The 16874-nt window shown below is 63.3% G+C and carries 12 protein-coding genes, 3 tRNA genes and 2 rRNA genes; 11 read left to right on the top strand and 6 right to left on the bottom strand.

Features of this window, described 5'->3' with window-relative positions; translation table 11 throughout:
* From rfbA to galE, 4 genes are all read left to right on the top strand, one after another.
* A complete protein-coding gene (gene rfbA, locus VA613_RS09905; RefSeq protein ID WP_324778848.1) occupies positions 1–918 on the top strand; it encodes a glucose-1-phosphate thymidylyltransferase RfbA in 918 nt (305 codons plus the stop codon).
* Positions 919–983: 65 nt separating this feature from the next.
* Positions 984–1526, top strand: a complete 543-nt coding sequence (rfbC, locus tag VA613_RS09900) for a dTDP-4-dehydrorhamnose 3,5-epimerase (protein WP_324778847.1) — start codon at positions 984–986, stop codon at positions 1524–1526.
* Entirely contained in the window at positions 1523–2419 is an 897-nt protein-coding gene (gene rfbD, locus VA613_RS09895; RefSeq protein ID WP_324778846.1) for a dTDP-4-dehydrorhamnose reductase, read from the top strand. Before rfbC ends, rfbD begins: the two co-directional genes overlap by 4 nt.
* Before the next feature lie 19 nt (positions 2420–2438).
* Entirely contained in the window at positions 2439–3449 is a 1011-nt protein-coding gene (gene galE, locus VA613_RS09890) for a UDP-glucose 4-epimerase GalE (protein ID WP_324778845.1), read from the top strand.
* 112 nt (positions 3450–3561) lie between these two features.
* Here the strand turns inward: galE and VA613_RS09885 are convergent, their stop codons facing one another.
* Positions 3562–4155 carry a rhomboid family intramembrane serine protease gene (locus VA613_RS09885; RefSeq protein WP_324778844.1) on the bottom strand — a complete coding sequence of 198 codons (594 nt, stop codon included), beginning with the start codon at positions 4153–4155 and terminating at the stop codon, positions 3562–3564.
* Between the two features lie 66 nt (positions 4156–4221).
* Complete coding sequence (gene recJ, locus VA613_RS09880; protein ID WP_324778843.1) at positions 4222–5922, bottom strand: single-stranded-DNA-specific exonuclease RecJ; 1701 nt, start codon at positions 5920–5922, stop codon at positions 4222–4224.
* A 103-nt stretch (positions 5923–6025) separates the two neighbouring features.
* Here recJ and VA613_RS09875 point away from each other — a divergent pair, with 103 nt between their 5' ends.
* Entirely contained in the window at positions 6026–7486 is a 1461-nt protein-coding gene (locus VA613_RS09875) for a 2Fe-2S iron-sulfur cluster-binding protein (RefSeq protein ID WP_324778842.1), read from the top strand.
* A gap of 12 nt (positions 7487–7498) precedes the next feature.
* Positions 7499–7903 carry a hypothetical protein gene (locus tag VA613_RS09870; protein WP_324778841.1) on the top strand — a complete coding sequence of 135 codons (405 nt, stop codon included), beginning with the start codon at positions 7499–7501 and terminating at the stop codon, positions 7901–7903.
* A gap of 9 nt (positions 7904–7912) precedes the next feature.
* On the opposite strand, the gene VA613_RS09865 is transcribed toward VA613_RS09870, so the two are convergent.
* The 4 genes from VA613_RS09865 to VA613_RS09850 all read right to left on the bottom strand — a co-directional run bounded on the left by VA613_RS09865 (position 7913) and on the right by VA613_RS09850 (position 10979).
* Complete coding sequence (locus VA613_RS09865; RefSeq protein ID WP_324778840.1) at positions 7913–8188, bottom strand: hypothetical protein; 276 nt, start codon at positions 8186–8188, stop codon at positions 7913–7915.
* Positions 8189–8243: 55 nt separating this feature from the next.
* Positions 8244–9152 carry a hypothetical protein gene (locus VA613_RS09860; protein WP_324778839.1) on the bottom strand — a complete coding sequence of 303 codons (909 nt, stop codon included), beginning with the start codon at positions 9150–9152 and terminating at the stop codon, positions 8244–8246.
* Complete coding sequence (locus VA613_RS09855) at positions 9152–9724, bottom strand: LemA family protein (RefSeq protein WP_324778838.1); 573 nt, start codon at positions 9722–9724, stop codon at positions 9152–9154. Before VA613_RS09855 ends, VA613_RS09860 begins: the two co-directional genes overlap by 1 nt.
* Positions 9725–9791: 67 nt before the next feature.
* Entirely contained in the window at positions 9792–10979 is a 1188-nt protein-coding gene (locus VA613_RS09850) for an iron-containing alcohol dehydrogenase (RefSeq protein ID WP_324778837.1), read from the bottom strand.
* A gap of 284 nt (positions 10980–11263) precedes the next feature.
* Between VA613_RS09850 and VA613_RS09845 the strand changes: the two genes are divergently transcribed.
* From VA613_RS09845 to VA613_RS09825, 5 genes are all read left to right on the top strand, one after another.
* Positions 11264–11340: transfer RNA gene (locus VA613_RS09845), tRNA-Met, on the top strand.
* A 244-nt stretch (positions 11341–11584) separates the two neighbouring features.
* Positions 11585–13119: ribosomal RNA gene (locus VA613_RS09840) — 16S ribosomal RNA — on the top strand.
* A 48-nt stretch (positions 13120–13167) separates the two neighbouring features.
* Positions 13168–13244, top strand: a tRNA-Ile gene (locus tag VA613_RS09835).
* Between the two features lie 131 nt (positions 13245–13375).
* Positions 13376–13451 (top strand) — tRNA-Ala (locus VA613_RS09830).
* 320 nt (positions 13452–13771) lie between these two features.
* A 23S ribosomal RNA gene (locus tag VA613_RS09825) occupies positions 13772–16765 on the top strand.
* Together the 16S and 23S rRNA genes with 3 tRNA genes alongside form the textbook arrangement of a ribosomal RNA operon.
* The last annotated feature ends 109 nt before the right edge of the window (positions 16766–16874 follow it).

The following is a 16874-nucleotide window of genomic DNA, read 5'->3' as shown; positions in this document are numbered from 1 at the left end:
ATGCACCCCCAAACCGCTCCCCGCTCCCCGCTCCCCGCTCACCGCAAAGGAATCATCCTCGCCGGCGGCTCCGGCACCCGCCTCTATCCGGCGACGCTCGCCGTATCCAAGCAGCTGCTGCCGATCTACGACAAGCCGATGATCTACCATCCGCTGACCACGCTGATGCTCGCGGGGATCCGGGACATCCTGATCATCTCGACGCCGCAGGATACGCCGCGCTTCGAGCAGCTGCTGGGCGACGGCGAGCGGTGGGGGCTCGACCTGCAGTATGCGGTGCAGCCGAAGCCCGAGGGGCTCGCACAGGCCTTCGTCATCGGTGCGGATTTCGTCGGGAACGGGCCGAGTGCGCTGGTGCTTGGCGACAACATCTTCTACGGCCACGACATGGCGAACGACCTGGGCGAGGCGAGCGCGCGGGAGGCCGGCGCCACGGTGTTCGCCTACCGTGTCAACGATCCGGAGCGCTACGGCGTCGTCGAATTCGACGCGGCCGGCAAGGCGATCAGCCTGGAGGAAAAGCCCGCCCAGCCGAAGTCGCACTACGCGGTCACCGGACTCTATTTCTACGACAACCAGGTGGTGGACATCGCGCGCAATCTCAAGCCGTCGCCGCGCGGCGAGCTCGAGATCACCGACGTCAACCGGCATTATCTCGAGGCAGACGCGCTCAATGTTTCGATCATGGGCCGCGGCCATGCCTGGCTCGACACCGGCACCCACGAGTCGATGCTGGAAGCCTCGCTCTTCATCGAGACGATCGAGAAGCGGCAAGGCCTGAAGATCGCCTGCCCCGAGGAGATCGCCTACCGCCAGGGCTACATCACGGCGGAGCAGGTGGCAAAGCTCGCCGAGCCGCTGAAGAAGAACGCGTACGGACAGTACCTGCTGAACATGCTCAACGAAAGGCTTTTTTGAAGGAAGGTGAGCGGGAAGCGGTAAGCAGTAAGCGGAACCGCTCCCCGCTCCCCGCCCACCAATACATGAACGCAATCGAAACCTCCCTCCCCGGTGTCCTCCTCCTCGAGCCCAAGGTCTTCGGCGACGCGCGCGGCTTCTTTCTCGAAAGCTGGAACCGCCGGACCTTCGCCGAGCTCGGCCTCGATCTCGATTTCGTTCAGGACAACCATTCGCGCTCGGCGAAGGGCGTGCTGCGCGGGCTGCATTACCAGCTGAACGAGCCGCAGGGCAAGCTGGTGCGCGTGGCGAGCGGCAGCGTGTTCGACGTCGCCGTGGATGTGCGCCGGTCGTCGCCGCATTTCGGCCAATGGGTCGGCTATGAGCTCTCGGCCGAGAACCGGCGCATGATGTGGATCCCGCCGGGCTTCGCGCATGGCTTCCTGGTGCTTTCCGACAGCGCCGATTTTCTCTACAAGACCACGGCCTATTATGCGCCGCAGTGGGACCGCGGCATCCGCTGGGACGATCCCCAGATCGGCGTGCAGTGGCCGCTCGAAGGCGCGCCGACGCTGTCGGCCAAGGACCAGGTGCTGCCGCTGCTGGCGGACGCGGAGGTCTACGTTTGACGCCCGCTCGCCGCATCCTCCTCACCGGCGCGCGCGGCCAGGTCGGCTGGGAGCTGCGGCGCACGCTGAGCCCCTTGGGCGAGATCGTGGCGCTGGATTCGAGCGCGCTGAACCTTGCCGACGTCGACGCGGTGCGCCGGACAGTGCGCGAGCTTGCGCCCGACGTCATCGTCAATCCTGCGGCCTACACCGCGGTCGACAAGGCCGAGGGCGATGCCGAGCGCGCGCACGCGGTGAACGCCGTGGCCCCCGGCGTGCTGGCCGAGGAGGCGGCGCGGCGCGGCGCGCTGCTCGTGCACTATTCGACCGACTACGTGTTCGACGGCGGCGGCGACACCCCCTGGCGCGAGGACGGCGCCTGTGGCCCGCTCAACGTTTACGGAGCGACCAAGCTCGCAGGCGAGCGCGCGATCGCGGCCACGGGCTGCCGCCATCTGGTCTTCCGCACGTCCTGGGTGTACGGGGCGCGCGGCAGCAATTTCCTGCTGACCATGCGTCGCCTGATGCGCGAGCGTCCGGAACTGAAGATCGTCGCCGACCAGATCGGCGCGCCGACGTGGTGCCGCGACCTCGCCGAAGCGACGGCGCTGGTGCTGGGCCAGATCGTGTCGCCGGCGAACGGTTTCGCCGCAGCCGTGCCCTGGGGCGTGTACCACATGACCAACGCCGGCGAGACGTCGTGGCATGGCTTCGCCGAGGCGATCCAGGCGCTCGACGAATTCGACGAGACCTGGGTGCCGAGCCGGCTGGTGCCGATCCCGAGCAGCGACTATCCGACGCCGGCCCGGCGCCCGCTCAATTCGCGCCTCGACAACGGCAAGCTGGAGCGTACCTTCGGCGTGCGGCTGCAGGACTGGCGCGCGGCGCTGGCGCTGTGCCTGGCCCGCGAATGACAACAAGGAGGAAACAGGGGTGAAGGTACTTTTGACGGGCGGCGCGGGCTACATCGGCTCGCACACCGCAGTGGAATGCCTGGCGGCCGGGCATGAAGTGGTCGTGTACGACAACCTCTCGAACAGCAGCCCAACGTCGCTCGAGCGTGTCGCGCAGATCGCCGGCCGGCCGGTGGCCTTCGTCGAAGGCGACATCCGCGACCGTGCCGCGCTGCGGCGGCTGTTCGCCGATCACCGCATCGATGCGGTGGTGCATTTCGCCGGGCTGAAGGCGGTGGGCGAATCGGTCGAAAAGCCGCTGCTCTACTACGACAACAACATCGGCGGCAGCATCGCGCTGTTCGAGGAGATGGCGGCGGCCGGCGTGAAGGCGGTGGTCTTCTCGTCGTCGGCGACGGTCTACGGCGATCCGGCGACGGTGCCGATCACCGAGGATTTCCCGCTGTCGGCGACGAATCCCTACGGGCGCTCCAAGCTCGTCATCGAGGAGATGCTGCGCGATATCGCGCACGCCGATGCGGGCTGGAAGGTCGCGCTGCTGCGCTACTTCAATCCGGTGGGCGCGCACGAGTCGGGGCTGATCGGCGAGGATCCGCGCGGCATCCCCAACAACCTGATGCCCTACGTGGCGCAGGTGGCGGTGGGCCGGCGGCCGCATCTCAACGTCTTCGGCGGCGACTATCCGACGCCCGACGGCACGGGGGTGCGCGACTACATCCACGTCGTCGATCTCGCACGCGGGCATGTGGCTGCACTGGACCGCCTGCCGCAGCTGCACGGCGTGGGGACGTGGAATCTCGGCACCGGGCGCGGAGTGAGCGTGCTCGACATGGTGCGCGCGTTCGAGGCGGCGAGCGGGAAGCGCGTTCCCTATGAGATCGTCGCGCGCCGCGCCGGCGACGTCGCGCAGTGCTGGGCCGACCCCGGCCTCGCCGCGCGGGAGCTCGGCTGGCGCGCGCAGTACGACCTGCCGCGCATGTGCGCCGACGCATGGCGCTGGCAGGAACGGAACCCGCAGGGCTACGCCTGAGAATGCCGGAGGCAGGGCGCGTCGCGGCGACCGGATTGGCGCCGCGGCTCCGGGCGTCTGCCGGGCGGAACGGGGCGCGAGGCGGGCCTGGGCGGGATGGTCGCCAGCAAGGCTAGCGCTGGCCGAACACGCCGCGGCCGCGAAAATACTGCACCCCCAGCCAGCCGCCGAACAGCCCGCCGAGGTGGGCGAAGTGGGCGACCCCGGCATCGGTGTTGGTGAGGCCGAGCAGCAGTTCGACGATGCCGTAGCCGAGCACGAAGGTGCGTGCGGGAATCCGGATGAAGGGCAGGAAGACGATCGTGATCGAGCTGCGCGGAAAATAGAGCGCATACGCGAGCAGCAGGCCGAACACGCCGCCGGAGGCGCCGATGACGGCCATGCTGCTGTGCAGGAAGAAGCCGCTCACGACGATCTGCGTCATCGCGGCAACGACGACGCTGAGGAGGTAGGTCAGCAGATAGCGCAGGTCGTTCCAGCGCGTCTCCAGCGCGGCGCCGAACATCCACACGGCGAACATGTTGAAGCCCAGGTGCATGAGCGAGCCGTGCAGGAAGCTGTAGGTGACGAGCTGCCAGAGATGGAAGACGCCGCCCGAGCCGGGCGGCCACAGGCCGAACACGCGGATGATGTCCGGGCCGGTCGCCAGTTCGAGCGCGTAGACGAGAACATTCAGCAGGATGAGGGCGAAGGTGATCGGCGGCATGCTGGCAGCTTCGGTATCAGTCTTCAAGGTATCCGATTCGGTCGGCTCGCGGCAAGGGGACGCCGGTCAGGCGCGCTCCGCCGGCTCCCAATGCTGCAGCTTCAGCTGCAGCGCACGCTGGCCATTGAATTCGTTGGGCATCAGCGCGTAGACCGCGCGAATGCGCTCGGGCAGCGGATCGGGGTGGAAGAAGCGCATGGCCTCGAACGACGCCCCCTCGCGTTCCAGCCTGAGCTTGAGGTGCTTTTCACCGACGATGCGCTGCGCCACGACGTCGAAGGTGGCCGTGAACAGCGGCGCGGGGAAGCCCTGTCCCCAGACCGCGTGGTCGAGCTGTTCGGCCAGTTCGTAGCAGTGCTCCTCCAGCGCCAGTTCGCCATCGGTCTCGATCATGCCCTCGAGGTCGGCCGGGTCGATGAGCTCGCGCACGACCGCCTCGAAAGCGCGGCTGAAATCGTCGTGGCGGCCGCCGGCAATGCTGAGGCCGGCCGCCATGGCGTGGCCGCCGAACTTAAGGATTAGGCCGGGATGGCGCTTGTCGACGAGGTCGAGGGCGTCGCGCAGGTGCAGCCCGGGGATCGAGCGGCCCGAGCCCTTGAGTTCGCCGCTGTCGCTTTGCGCGAAGACGATCGTGGGGCGGTGGAACTTGTCCTTGAGCCGTGACGCCAGGATGCCGATCACGCCGGCGTGCCAGTCCGGCTGGAAGGCGGTGAGGCTGTGGCTGTCGCTCGGGTCAAAATTCGCGAGGATGGCGAGCGCCTCCTCCAGCATGTCGCCCTCGACGTCGCGCCGCGCGCGGTTGAGCGCATCGAGTTCCTGCGCGAGCCGTTGCGCGGAGGCCGGGTCGTCGGCCAGCAGGCATTCGATCCCGAGCGCCATGTCGTCGATGCGCCCGGCGGCGTTGAGCCGCGGTCCGAGCATGAAGCCGAGATCGAACACTGTCGCGCGGGCGGGGTCGCGACCAGCGGCGCGGAACAGTGCATTGACGCCGGCGCAGGCCTTGCCGGCGCGCATGCGCGCGAGGCCCTGGGCGACGAGGGTGCGGTTGTTGGCGTCGAGCTTGACGACGTCGGCGACGGTGCCGAGCGCCACCAGATCAAGCAGCGCGCGCAGGTCGGGTTCGGGACGATCGGCGTAGGCGCCGCGCCGGCGCAGTTCCGCACGCAGCGCGAGCAGCACGTAGAACATCACGCCGACGCCGGCCAGATTTTTCGAGCCGAAGCTGCACCCCGGCTGGTTGGGATTGACGATGCAGGCGGCGTCCGGCAGGGCGTCGCCGGGCAGGTGATGATCGGTGACGAGCACCGGGATGCCGCGCGCATTCGCCGCAGCCACGCCCGCGACGGCCGCGATGCCGTTGTCGACGGTCACCAGCAGGTCGGGCTGCCGTGCGGCCGCGAGCTCGACGATCGCCGGGCTCAGGCCGTAGCCGTGTTCGAGCCGGTTGGGCACCAGATAATCGACGCGGGCGCCGAGCATGCGCAGGCCGCGCACGCCGACCGCGCACGCCGTCGCCCCATCGGCGTCGTAGTCGGCGACGATCAGGAGGCGCTTGCGGTCGCGGATGGCATCGGCGAGCAGGGCCGCAGCGCGCTCGCCGTGCAGCAGGCCGGCAGGTGGCAACAGCTGCGGCAGGCGGTGGGCGACTTCGTCGGGGTGGCTGACGCCGCGCGCGGCATACAGCCGTGCCCAGGCCGGCGCGAGGCCGGCGGCCTCGAGCGCGGAACGGGCATCGGCGGGGCAGGGGCGGGTGACGATCGACGGCATGGCGCGATTGTAGTGGCAGCGCGCCGCCGGTGCGCAGATCAGGAATTCAGAATGTGTTGAATTGCGGGTTCTGTCGGCTGCGCGGACGGAGTACGATGAACCCATGAGTCATCTGATCCCGCTTTCACGCGTGGCGAGGCTGGTCGGACAGCCGCGCCATGCGCTGCAGGAAATGATCCGCAGCGGTTCCCTGGCGACGTTCGACGGCATGGTCGAGCTCGACGAGCTGCTGCGCGCGTTTCCCGAGGTGAAGTGGGACGACGATGCCGAGTTCCGCCGCGTCACGGAAATCAAGGAGAAGGCGTTCGCCAAGCGGGTGCTCGAACGCGCGCTGCCGGACAAGGCCGTCCTTGCCGCGCGCCTCACCGAACTCGGCGACGACTATGCCGCGGCCAAGGCGCTGCTGATGCACTATGGCAACGTGCTGGCCTGGCTCGACGAGAAGATCGAGGAAATCGACGAAGACGCAAGCGCCGAAACCCATCATGCCCTGCACAGCGTGCGCGCATTCCTGCTGCGCAACCTGGCCGAAGTGCCGGCAGAGGCGGCGCAGGCCCAAGCGGTGATTGCAAAGGAAAGGATACTCAAAATCATGTCGGCCCACGTCACGATCCTGCCCAGCGGCCACGAGTTCTTCGTGGAAGGCAACGACACGCTGCTCGAAGCCGCGCTGCGCAACGGCGTCTCGCTCAACTACGGGTGCAGCAACGGCAACTGCGGCGAGTGCAAAGCCAGGGTCGTGTCGGGCGAGGTGAAGAAGGTCCACGCCCACGACTACGTCCTCAAGGACGCCGACAAGGAGGCCGGCGTGATCCTGCTGTGTGCGTACGCGCCCGTCAACGACGTCGTCGTCGAGGCCAACGTGGCGGGCGCGCGCGACATTCCCGTGCAGAAACTGGCCGCCAAGGTGAAGTCGGTCGAGGTGTTCAACCCGCACATCGCGGCGCTGCACATCCTCGCGCCGCGCAGCCAGCGATTGCGCTACCTGGGCGGGCAAAGCGTGGAGCTTGCCTTCGACGGCATGCGCGGCCGCTACGCGATCGCCAGTTGTCCGTGCGAGGACCGCCACATCGAGGTGCAGATCCCGCATCGCACGGACGATGCGTTCGCCAGCGCCGTGTTCGGCACACTGCGGGCGGGCGACACGGTGGGGGTCGAAGGACCGTTCGGGGAATTCGCGCTCGACGAGGATTCGCCGCGCCCGGTCATCTTTCTCGCCTTCGGCGCCGGCTTCGCGCCGATCAAGAGCCTGGTGCAGCACGCGATGTCACTGGAGCTCGCCGAATCGATGGATCTGCACTGGGTGGCCGACGAAGCCGGGCACTACCAGGACAACCTGTGCCGGGCCTGGGCCGATGCGCTGGACAATTTCAGCTATCTGCCGCACGCGCCGGCCGCGGATCTCGACGCCTTGCTCGGGGGTATCGCGCAGGACTACCCGGACCTGCACCGCTTCGACGTTTATGCCGCCGGAACCGGCGCGCAGCTCGAGCAGGCGCGCCGGCGTTTCGTGGACGCGGGACTGCACGAGGCGCGCTGGTTCGCGGGGGCGCAGGATGGCTGAATGCTGCGGCTGGTGCGCTACGTCTGGGCCTCGCCGGCAACGCTGCTGGGCCTTCTGATCGCGCTCGCGGCGCGCGCAAGCGGCGGTACGCTGCGGCGGGTGGGGGGCGTGCTGGAAGTCGCAGGTGGCTGGCCGGCCTGGCTCCTCGCGCGCGGTTTTCCGTTCAGCGGAGCGGTGGCAGCGCTGACGCTCGGGCATGTCGTGCTGGGGGTGTCGCTTGCCGCGCTGACGGCGACGCGTGCGCACGAGCGTGCGCATGTGCGGCAGTTCGAGCGATGGGGCCTGTTGCTGCTGGTCTTGTATCCCTTGGCCGGGCTGCTCGCCTGGCTGCGGGGCGGCAATCCCTATCGTGACAACGTGTTCGAGCGCGATGCGCGGGCGGCCGAAGCCGTGGCGGGCAGAGCGCCGCGGCACTGAAGCCCGCGCTCAGTCGGGCGGGCGGTGGGATTCCTCGCCGGGCTCGCCGGTGTCGGGGTCGATCCAGTCGGAGATGCCGATCTCGTCCTCCGCCTCCTCGATCGTTTCACCGGGCTCGTAGTCGCTGTCGGCGTTGTATTCCATATCCTGGACCGCCTCGAGCAGGGTCGCGAACGGGCCGTATTCCTCGCCGGTTGCCGCATCGGTCCAGTAGAAGCCATCCGGCCGCTCGATGATGCGCGTGTGGTCGTAGTCGGCGGGTGTTTCGGGTATGGGCTGTTTCATGATGCGTCCTCCATGTCCGCAATATAGGGCGGGAAGACAGGCGGGGCAAGCGGGATCAGGCCGTGCTTCCGATCAGCACCAGCCCGATCACAGCCGACATCGTCAGACCGAGGTGCAGCCAGCTCCATAGCCGGTAGTGCCGAACGACCGCCGTGGTTTCGCGGTTCGCGATCAGGTAGGGGCGGCCCTGCGCCGGCTTGCGGATCAGGTGGATCGGGTCCTTCAGGCGGATATCGAGGTGGGCGCGGTCGACTTCGTCGGAGGCCGTCTGGCGCACGCGCTCCCACTCGTCGAGGTCGATTTCGCCGTCGCGGTTCTGATCGAAGCGCGCGAGCAGCGCCGTCTTGTCGGCCTTCCATTCCGCCAGCAGCGCGGCGAGGTCGGCGTTCTTGTCGAGCACGGCGTTGGGGCCGCCGAGCGTGACGTGCTCGCCGATGACGTAGAGCGGCTCGCCCTCGATCAGGGTCCATTCGGTCTTGCGAAAGCCGTCCTGATGGAGCACCTGCTTGTGCGAGGTAAGGATTTCCGCGCCTTCCGGATCGACCAGCACGCTGCCGCTGCCGTCGCTCATGCCGAAGGTGTCGTGCGAGACGCCGGATTCGACCTGTTCCCAGCGGTCGCCGTTCTTGCGCTCGATCCGGTAGCGATACCACAGGCACGGCAGGCCGCTGACGGGGCTCACCAGGCCCTCCCCGGGCGGCTGCCGGCCGTGGCCGGCGAGTTCCACATAGCCTTGCGGGGCCGAGGCGACGCGCGACGTGGGCGTGTCCGCCACCGTGCGGTAGCGCTTGAGGTTGGCGAACCACGCCCAGAAGCTCGTCAGTCCGACCAGCGCCACGCTGACGTTCCAGCCGATCGCGGACTGCAGTTTCAGCCCCAGCAGCAGGAGCAGCAGATTGCCGCCGCCGAGCGCGAAGTTGGCGTAGTCGTGACGCCACTCGGCCGTGCGGTCGGGCGTGAACATCAGCGTGCGAAGAGCTGCCCGAGGTCGACGTCGCGCTTCTCGGCGGCGGCGAACCGCAGGAGCGGAAACTGCCGGAAGCCGAACAGGCGGGCGACGAGCGTGTCGGGGAACTGCTCGACCCGCACGTTGTTGACGTTGACGGAGTCGTTGTAGAACTCGCGGCGGTCGGCGATCGCGTTCTCGAGGCCGGTGATGCGCCCCTGCAGATGCAGGAAGGTTTCGTTGGACTTCAGCTCGGGGTAGGCCTCGGCCACCGCAAACAGGTTGCCGAGGCCGACGCGCAGCGCATTCTCGGCTTCGCCCAGCGCGGCGATGTTCTGCGTCTCGCGTGCGCTGGCGACCTGGCTGCGCGCGCGCATCACCTTTTCGAGCGTCTCCTGCTCGAACTGCATGTACTGCTTGCAGGTCTCGACGAGCTTGGGCAGTTCGTCGTGGCGCTGCTTCAGCAGGATGTCGATGTTCGACCAGGCCTTGCCGACGTTATGCTTGAGCGAGACGAGCTGGTTGAAGACGAAGATCGCATAAATCGCCGGGATGGCGAGGACGATGAAGAAAGCCAGCAGACCGGACATGAGCGTATTCCACAGGATGAAGCCGCAGAAGATAGCGGACGGCGGCGCCTGGACTTGAGCGGTGCCGCTAAATGCGGGCGGCGACGATCGAGGCGATTTCGTGGTCTGCCAGATGCACCGGGTTGGTCTTCATGCTGCTGCCTCGGCTGTTGGCGACGATGCGCGAAATGTCCGCCAGGGTGACGCCGTAATGCGCGAGCGTCGGCAGCGCGAGCGCGCGCGTCCAGCCGTCGAGCGTGTCGACCAGGGCGGCGTGCGCGGTGGCCTGGTCGAGGTCGCCGCGCCGGCTCAATAGGCGACCGATCTGCGCATATTTCTCCAGCGCCGGATGCGCGGGGGTGCGGGCACGGAGGGCGTCGATGTTGACCCGTGTGGCGGTCGCGACCAGCGTGCCGCAAGCCACCCCGTGCGGAATCGGGAAGAAGGCGCCCAGCGGCGCCGCGAGACCGTGCACCGACCCGAGCCCGACCTGGGCCAGCGTGATTCCGGACACCAGCGCGGCGTAGGCCATGCGCGCGCGCGCCGTCGCGTCGCCCGGGTCGGCATGGAGGGCGAGCAGGCCGTCCCGAGCGGCCTTCATGCCGCCCCAGGCGAGCGAGTCGGTGAACGGCGCCGCCCGGGCGGAGACGTAGGATTCGAGCAGCTGCGTCAGGGCATCCATGCCGTTCGCCGCGATGACCGAGGGCGGACAGGTCGCGAGGAGGTCCGGGTCGACCAGCGCAACCTCGGCGACCAGCTTGTCGTCGCGGAAGGACTTCTTGAAACCCTCGGCCCCCTGGACACTCAACACCGCGTTCTTGGTCGCTTCCGACCCTGTGCCGGCAGTCGTCGGCACCGCGATGAAAGGCGTTGCCGGTCCCTGGTACGGCAGTTCCGGACCGACCCCCTCGAGGTGGTCCATGACCGAATTGCCTGGCCTGAGAAGACCGGCGATTGCCTTGGCGGCATCCAGCGCACTGCCGCCGCCGATGCCGAGGACGACATCGATGGTCTCGCCCCTCAGCGAGCGTACGGCCTCGTCGACCATCTGCGGGGAAGGCTCCCCCGGGACCGACAGGTGCAGCCAGCTGATGCCTCGCTCGGCCAGTCCGGCGGTCAGGGCCGACCAAAGCGGCCCGTGCTTCAGCGATGCCCCGCCCGTGACCAGCAGGGCGAGGGAGCCGTAAGTGCGTGCGATGGCGGGGAGCTTGGCGACCGCACCCGCGGCGAACTCGATGCGGGGGAGGCGCGCGACCGAAAAATCAGAAATCTGCATGGCACCGCTTCCTTGTTCTGGAGTTCCCGATATTAGCGGGTTGGCGCCGCTCGGGCGCGCCATCGCGCATACGACCCCGGATCTCGCGCAGGACAGGCACGCCGGCCGCCCTGAACGAAGCGGCGCGGCCATCCGCGCTTGTCGGCGCGCTAACGTGTCGTAAGGAAGCTTTCTTCCGGCCCTTGCGACGCCCCCTCGAGCGAGCGCGAGCGTTTTGGTGTTGACGGGCGCGAACCGGCTTTGCTATAGTCTCACTTCTCGATTGACGCAGCTTTTGCGACAGGCGCGGGGTGGAGCAGTCTGGCAGCTCGTCGGGCTCATAACCCGAAGGTCGTAGGTTCAAATCCTGCCCCCGCAACCATTTCGAAATAGTAGTTGACGTGTTCTGTCTGATCTGTAGAATGCGCACCTCTCGAAGCGGCGCCGGGTTGGAAGTTGCGGTGCTAATCGATTGATCTTTAACAATTTACAGCCGATAGGTGTGGGTGTTGATGCGGCAGCTATCCTGGTTCAGGCCGGGGTGGCGACTAGCATAGATGCTCACACTGAAATGAAGTAATTCATTTGAGTTGAGCGATTGAAGTATTGAAGTAATTGCAGAGATTGAACTGAAGAGTTTGATCCTGGCTCAGATTGAACGCTGGCGGAATGCTTTACACATGCAAGTCGAACGGCAGCACGGGTGCTTGCACCTGGTGGCGAGTGGCGAACGGGTGAGTAATGCGTCGGAACGTACCGAGTAATGGGGGATAACGCAGCGAAAGTTGTGCTAATACCGCATACGCCCTGAGGGGGAAAGTGGGGGACCGCAAGGCCTCACGTTATTCGAGCGGCCGACGTCTGATTAGCTAGTTGGTGGGGTAAAGGCCCACCAAGGCGACGATCAGTAGCGGGTCTGAGAGGATGATCCGCCACACTGGGACTGAGACACGGCCCAGACTCCTACGGGAGGCAGCAGTGGGGAATTTTGGACAATGGGGGCAACCCTGATCCAGCCATTCCGCGTGAGTGAAGAAGGCCTTCGGGTTGTAAAGCTCTTTCAGCTGGAACGAAACGGTGCGCTCTAACATAGCGCGCTACTGACGGTACCAGCAGAAGAAGCACCGGCTAACTACGTGCCAGCAGCCGCGGTAATACGTAGGGTGCGAGCGTTAATCGGAATTACTGGGCGTAAAGCGTGCGCAGGCGGATTGTTAAGCAAGACGTGAAATCCCCGGGCTTAACCTGGGAATGGCGTTTTGAACTGGCAGTCTAGAGTGCGTCAGAGGGGGGTGGAATTCCACGTGTAGCAGTGAAATGCGTAGGGATGTGGAGGAACACCGATGGCGAAGGCAGCCCCCTGGGATGACACTGACGCTCATGTACGAAAGCGTGGGTAGCAAACAGGATTAGATACCCTGGTAGTCCACGCCCTAAACGATGTCAACTGGTTGTTGGGGGAGTGAAATCCCTTAGTAACGAAGCTAACGCGTGAAGTTGACCGCCTGGGGAGTACGGTCGCAAGATTAAAACTCAAAGGAATTGACGGGGACCCGCACAAGCGGTGGATGATGTGGATTAATTCGATGCAACGCGAAAAACCTTACCTACCCTTGACATGGCAGGAACTTTCCAGAGATGGATTGGTGCCCGAAAGGGAACCTGCACACAGGTGCTGCATGGCTGTCGTCAGCTCGTGTCGTGAGATGTTGGGTTAAGTCCCGCAACGAGCGCAACCCTTATCATTAGTTGCTACGCAAGGGCACTCTAATGAGACTGCCGGTGACAAACCGGAGGAAGGTGGGGATGACGTCAAGTCCTCATGGCCCTTATGGGTAGGGCTTCACACGTCATACAATGGTCGGTACAGAGGGTTGCCAAGCCGCGAGGTGGAGCCAATCCCAGAAAGCCGATCGTAGTCCGGATTGTTCTCTGCAACTCGAGAGCATGAAGTCGGAATCGCTAGTAATCGCGGATCAGCATGTCGCGGTGAATACGTTCCCGGGTCTTGTACACACCGCCCGTCACACCATGGGAGTGGAATCTGCCAGAAGTAGGTAGCCTAACCGCAAGGGGGGCGCTTACCACGGTGGGTTTCATGACTGGGGTGAAGTCGTAACAAGGTAGCCGTAGGGGAACCTGCGGCTGGATCACCTCCTTTCTAGAGAACGCTGCATCAACACTCACACCTATCGGTTGTTGTTTGACCGGGCTTGTAGCTCAGTTGGTTAGAGCACACGCTTGATAAGCGTGGGGTCGCTGGTTCAAATCCAGCCAGGCCCACCAGGTTTAAAACTGGCGGGGCTTGGTTCATTAAGGTTTGAGAACCAAGCAGTGCGAGGCGCGAATCGTCGCCGTGTGCTGGTGCACACAAGACGGTGAGCAACGAAGCAATGCGCCGGTTATCGAAGCTTAATGGGGGATTAGCTCAGCTGGGAGAGCACCTGCTTTGCAAGCAGGGGGTCGTCGGTTCGATCCCGTCATCCTCCACCATCTTGGGTGAGTGGTAGGCAGTAAGTGGTGAGCGGTAAGTGGTGAGTGGTGGTGAGTTGTAAGCAGTGGGAAGTGAGCGGATGTGCGCTGACTGTTCACCGCTTACCGCTTACGCGGTAACGGCTGTTCTTTAACAATTTGGAAGAAGGTGATGCATTTGTGATGAATGCATCAACATGGGTTGAAATTGTATCGACCCTGTATCCGGAATATTAGGTTCCACCTGGGTTAAACCGGGCGGGCCTGATGCCGAGCCGGGTGCAGGGAAAGCAAACACACCTGTAATGCGAAGATCGGGAGACCGGTCCTCAAAATTATAGGGTCAAGCGACTAAGTGCATGTGGTGGATGCCTTGGCGACTACAGGCGATGAAGGACGCGCAAGCCTGCGATAAGGCTCGGGGAGCTGGCAATGAAGCTTTGATCCGGGCATTTCCGAATGGGGGAACCCACCCGCAAGGGTACTCCCTGCTGAATACATAGGCAGGGTAGAGCGAACGCAGTGAACTGAAACATCTAAGTAGCTGCAGGAAAAGAAATCAACCGAGATTCCCATAGTAGTGGCGAGCGAATTGGGAAGAGCCTTCATGATTTAGCATTCTCGTTAGTGGAACAGTCTGGAAAGTCTGGCCATAGTGGGTGATAGCCCCGTACGCGAAAGCGAGAGTGTGGAACTAGGCATGAGACAAGTAGGGCGGGACACGTGAAATCCTGTCTGAACATGGGGGGACCATCCTCCAAGGCTAAATACTCGTAGTCGACCGATAGTGAACCAGTACCGTGAGGGAAAGGCGAAAAGAACCCCGGGAGGGGAGTGAAATAGATCCTGAAACCGCATGCATACAAACAGTGGGAGCCCCTCCTTTAATGGCCTTCTGGTCTTTGTGATCGACACGCAGTGGCGATCACAAAAGATAGTAAGAAGGAGTGAAATAGCCGCTTATCCCAGATAGGGTGAGGGCCATTAAAGGAGGGGTGACTGCGTACCTTTTGTATAATGGGTCAGCGACTTACGTTCAGTTGCGAGCTTAACCGAATAGGGGAGGCGAAGCGAAAGCGAGTCTTAATAGGGCGCATAGTAGCTGGGCGTAGACCCGAAACCGGATGATCTATCCATGGCCAGGATGAAGGTGCGGTAACACGCACTGGAGGTCCGAACCCACTAGTGTTGAAAAACTAGGGGATGAGCTGTGGATAGGGGTGAAAGGCTAAACAAATCCGGAGATAGCTGGTTCTCCTCGAAAGCTATTTAGGTAGCGCCTCATGTATCACTCACGGGGGTAGAGCACTGTAATGTTAGTGGGGGTCATTGCGACTTACTGCGGCATAGCAAACTCCGAATACCGTGAAGTGCGAGCATGGGAGACAGACATCGGGTGCTAACGTCCGGTGTCGAGAGGGAAACAACCCAGACCGCCAGCTAAGGTCCCAAATGACGTGCTAAGTGGAAAACGATGTGGGAAGGCATAGACAGCTAGGAAGTTGGCTTAGAAGCAGCCATCCTTTAAAGAAAGCGTAATAGCTCACTAGTCGAGTCGTCCTGCGCGGAAGATGTAACGGGGCTAAGCACGTAACCGAAGCTGCGGATATGCACTCTGTGCATATGGTAGAGGAGCGTTCTGTAAGTCTGCGAAGGTGTCCTGTAAGGGATGCTGGAGATATCAGAAGTGCGAATGCTGACATGAGTAGCGATAAAGGGGGTGAAAGGCCCCCTCGCCGAAAACCCAAGGTTTCCTGCGCAACGTTCATCGGCGCAGGGTGAGTCGGCCCCTAAGGTGAGGCAGAGATGCGTAGCTGATGGGAAACGGGTCAAGATTCCCGTACTTTCGTTTACTGCGATGTGGGGACGGAGAAGGTTAGGTGGGCCGGGTGTTGGATGTCCCGGTTTAAGTGCGTAGGCAGATCCCTTAGGCAAATCCGGGGGGTTAATGCCGAGACACGATGACGGTCTCTCATTGAGAGCGAAGTCACTGATACCAAGCTTCCAGGAAAAGCCACTAAGCTTCAGGTAAACGAGAACCGTACCGCAAACCGACACAGGTGGGTAGGATGAGAATTCTAAGGCGCTTGAGAGAACTCGGGTGAAGGAACTCGGCAAATTGGTACCGTAACTTCGGGATAAGGTACGCCCCGATAACGTGTAGTGTTTTACATGCGAAGCGGTAAGGGGTTGCAGTGAAAAGGTGGCTGCGACTGTTTAATAAAAACACAGCACTCTGCAAACACGAAAGTGGACGTATAGGGTGTGACGCCTGCCCGGTGCCGGAAGGTTAATTGATGGGGTGCAAGCTCTTGATCGAAGCCCCGGTAAACGGCGGCCGTAACTATAACGGTCCTAAGGTAGCGAAATTCCTTGTCGGGTAAGTTCCGACCCGCACGAATGGCGTAACGATGGCCACACTGTCTCCACCCGAGACTCAGCGAAGTTGAAATGTTTGTGAAGATGCAATCTCCCCGCGGCTAGACGGAAAGACCCCATGAACCTTTACTGTAGCTTTGCATTGGACTGTGACGGGACTTGTGTAGGATAGCTGGGAGCCTGTGAAGCGAGGACGCTAGTTCTCGTGGAGGCGACGTTGAAATACCAGCCTGGTGTCGTTGCGGTTCTAACCTGGGCCCCTTATCGGGGTCGGGGACCGTGCATGGTGGGCAGTTTGACTGGGGCGGTCTCCTCCCAAAGTGTAACGGAGGAGTACGAAGGTCTTCTAGGTACGGTCGGACATCGTACTGATAGTGCAATGGCAAAAGAAGGCTTGACTGCGAGACTGACACGTCGAGCAGGTGCGAAAGCAGGTCATAGTGATCCGGTGGTTCTGTATGGAAGGGCCATCGCTCAACGGATAAAAGGTACTCTGGGGATAACAGGCTGATTCCTCCCAAGAGTTCATATCGACGGGGGAGTTTGGCACCTCGATGTCGGCTCATCACATCCTGGGGCTGTAGCCGGTCCCAAGGGTATGGCTGTTCGCCATTTAAAGTGGTACGTGAGCTGGGTTTAAAACGTCGTGAGACAGTTTGGTCCCTATCTGCCGTGGGCGTTGGAAGATTGACGGGGGCTGCTCCTAGTACGAGAGGACCGGAGTGGACGTGCCTCTGGTGTACCGGTTATGACGCCAGTCGTATCGCCGGGTAGCTAAGCACGGAAGAGATAAACGCTGAAAGCATCTAAGCGTGAAACTTGCCTGAAGATAAGTCTTCCCTGGAGACTCGATCTCCCTAAAGGGTCGTTGAAGACCACAACGTTGATAGGCGGGGTGTGGAAGCGCAGTAATGCGTTAAGCTAACCCGTACTAATTGCCCGTGAGGCTTGATCCTATAATTTTGAGAAGCATGCAGTGTGTGTGCTGATACAGTCTCAACCCAACACCTTCTTCCAAGCACGCCGCAAGGCGTGACTAAGACAGCACCCCAGACAAACCGAATG

This window comes from Thiobacillus sp. SCUT-2, assembly GCF_035621355.1.
Lineage (GTDB): Bacteria > Pseudomonadota > Gammaproteobacteria > Burkholderiales > Thiobacillaceae > Thiobacillus > Thiobacillus sedimenti.
The sequence above is the reverse complement of the archived record's forward strand: the minus strand, read 5'-3'. Positions and strand labels throughout refer to the sequence as shown.

What these genes read in the sequence shown, in the direction of transcription:
- VA613_RS09885 (WP_324778844.1), bottom strand. Translation starts at nt 4,155, where the DNA reads ATGCCGCCGATCACCTTCGCCCTCATCCTGCTGAATGTTCTCGTCTAC.
- VA613_RS09850 (WP_324778837.1), bottom strand. Translation starts at nt 10,979, where the DNA reads ATGCAGATTTCTGATTTTTCGGTCGCGCGCCTCCCCCGCATCGAGTTC.
- rfbC (WP_324778847.1), top strand. Translation starts at nt 984, where the DNA reads ATGAACGCAATCGAAACCTCCCTCCCCGGTGTCCTCCTCCTCGAGCCC.
- VA613_RS09875 (WP_324778842.1), top strand. Translation starts at nt 6,026, where the DNA reads ATGAGTCATCTGATCCCGCTTTCACGCGTGGCGAGGCTGGTCGGACAG.
- VA613_RS09860 (WP_324778839.1), bottom strand. Translation starts at nt 9,152, where the DNA reads ATGTTCACGCCCGACCGCACGGCCGAGTGGCGTCACGACTACGCCAAC.
- recJ (WP_324778843.1), bottom strand. Translation starts at nt 5,922, where the DNA reads ATGCCGTCGATCGTCACCCGCCCCTGCCCCGCCGATGCCCGTTCCGCG.
- rfbA (WP_324778848.1), top strand. Translation starts at nt 1, where the DNA reads ATGCACCCCCAAACCGCTCCCCGCTCCCCGCTCCCCGCTCACCGCAAA.
- VA613_RS09855 (WP_324778838.1), bottom strand. Translation starts at nt 9,724, where the DNA reads ATGTCCGGTCTGCTGGCTTTCTTCATCGTCCTCGCCATCCCGGCGATT.
- VA613_RS09865 (WP_324778840.1), bottom strand. Translation starts at nt 8,188, where the DNA reads ATGAAACAGCCCATACCCGAAACACCCGCCGACTACGACCACACGCGC.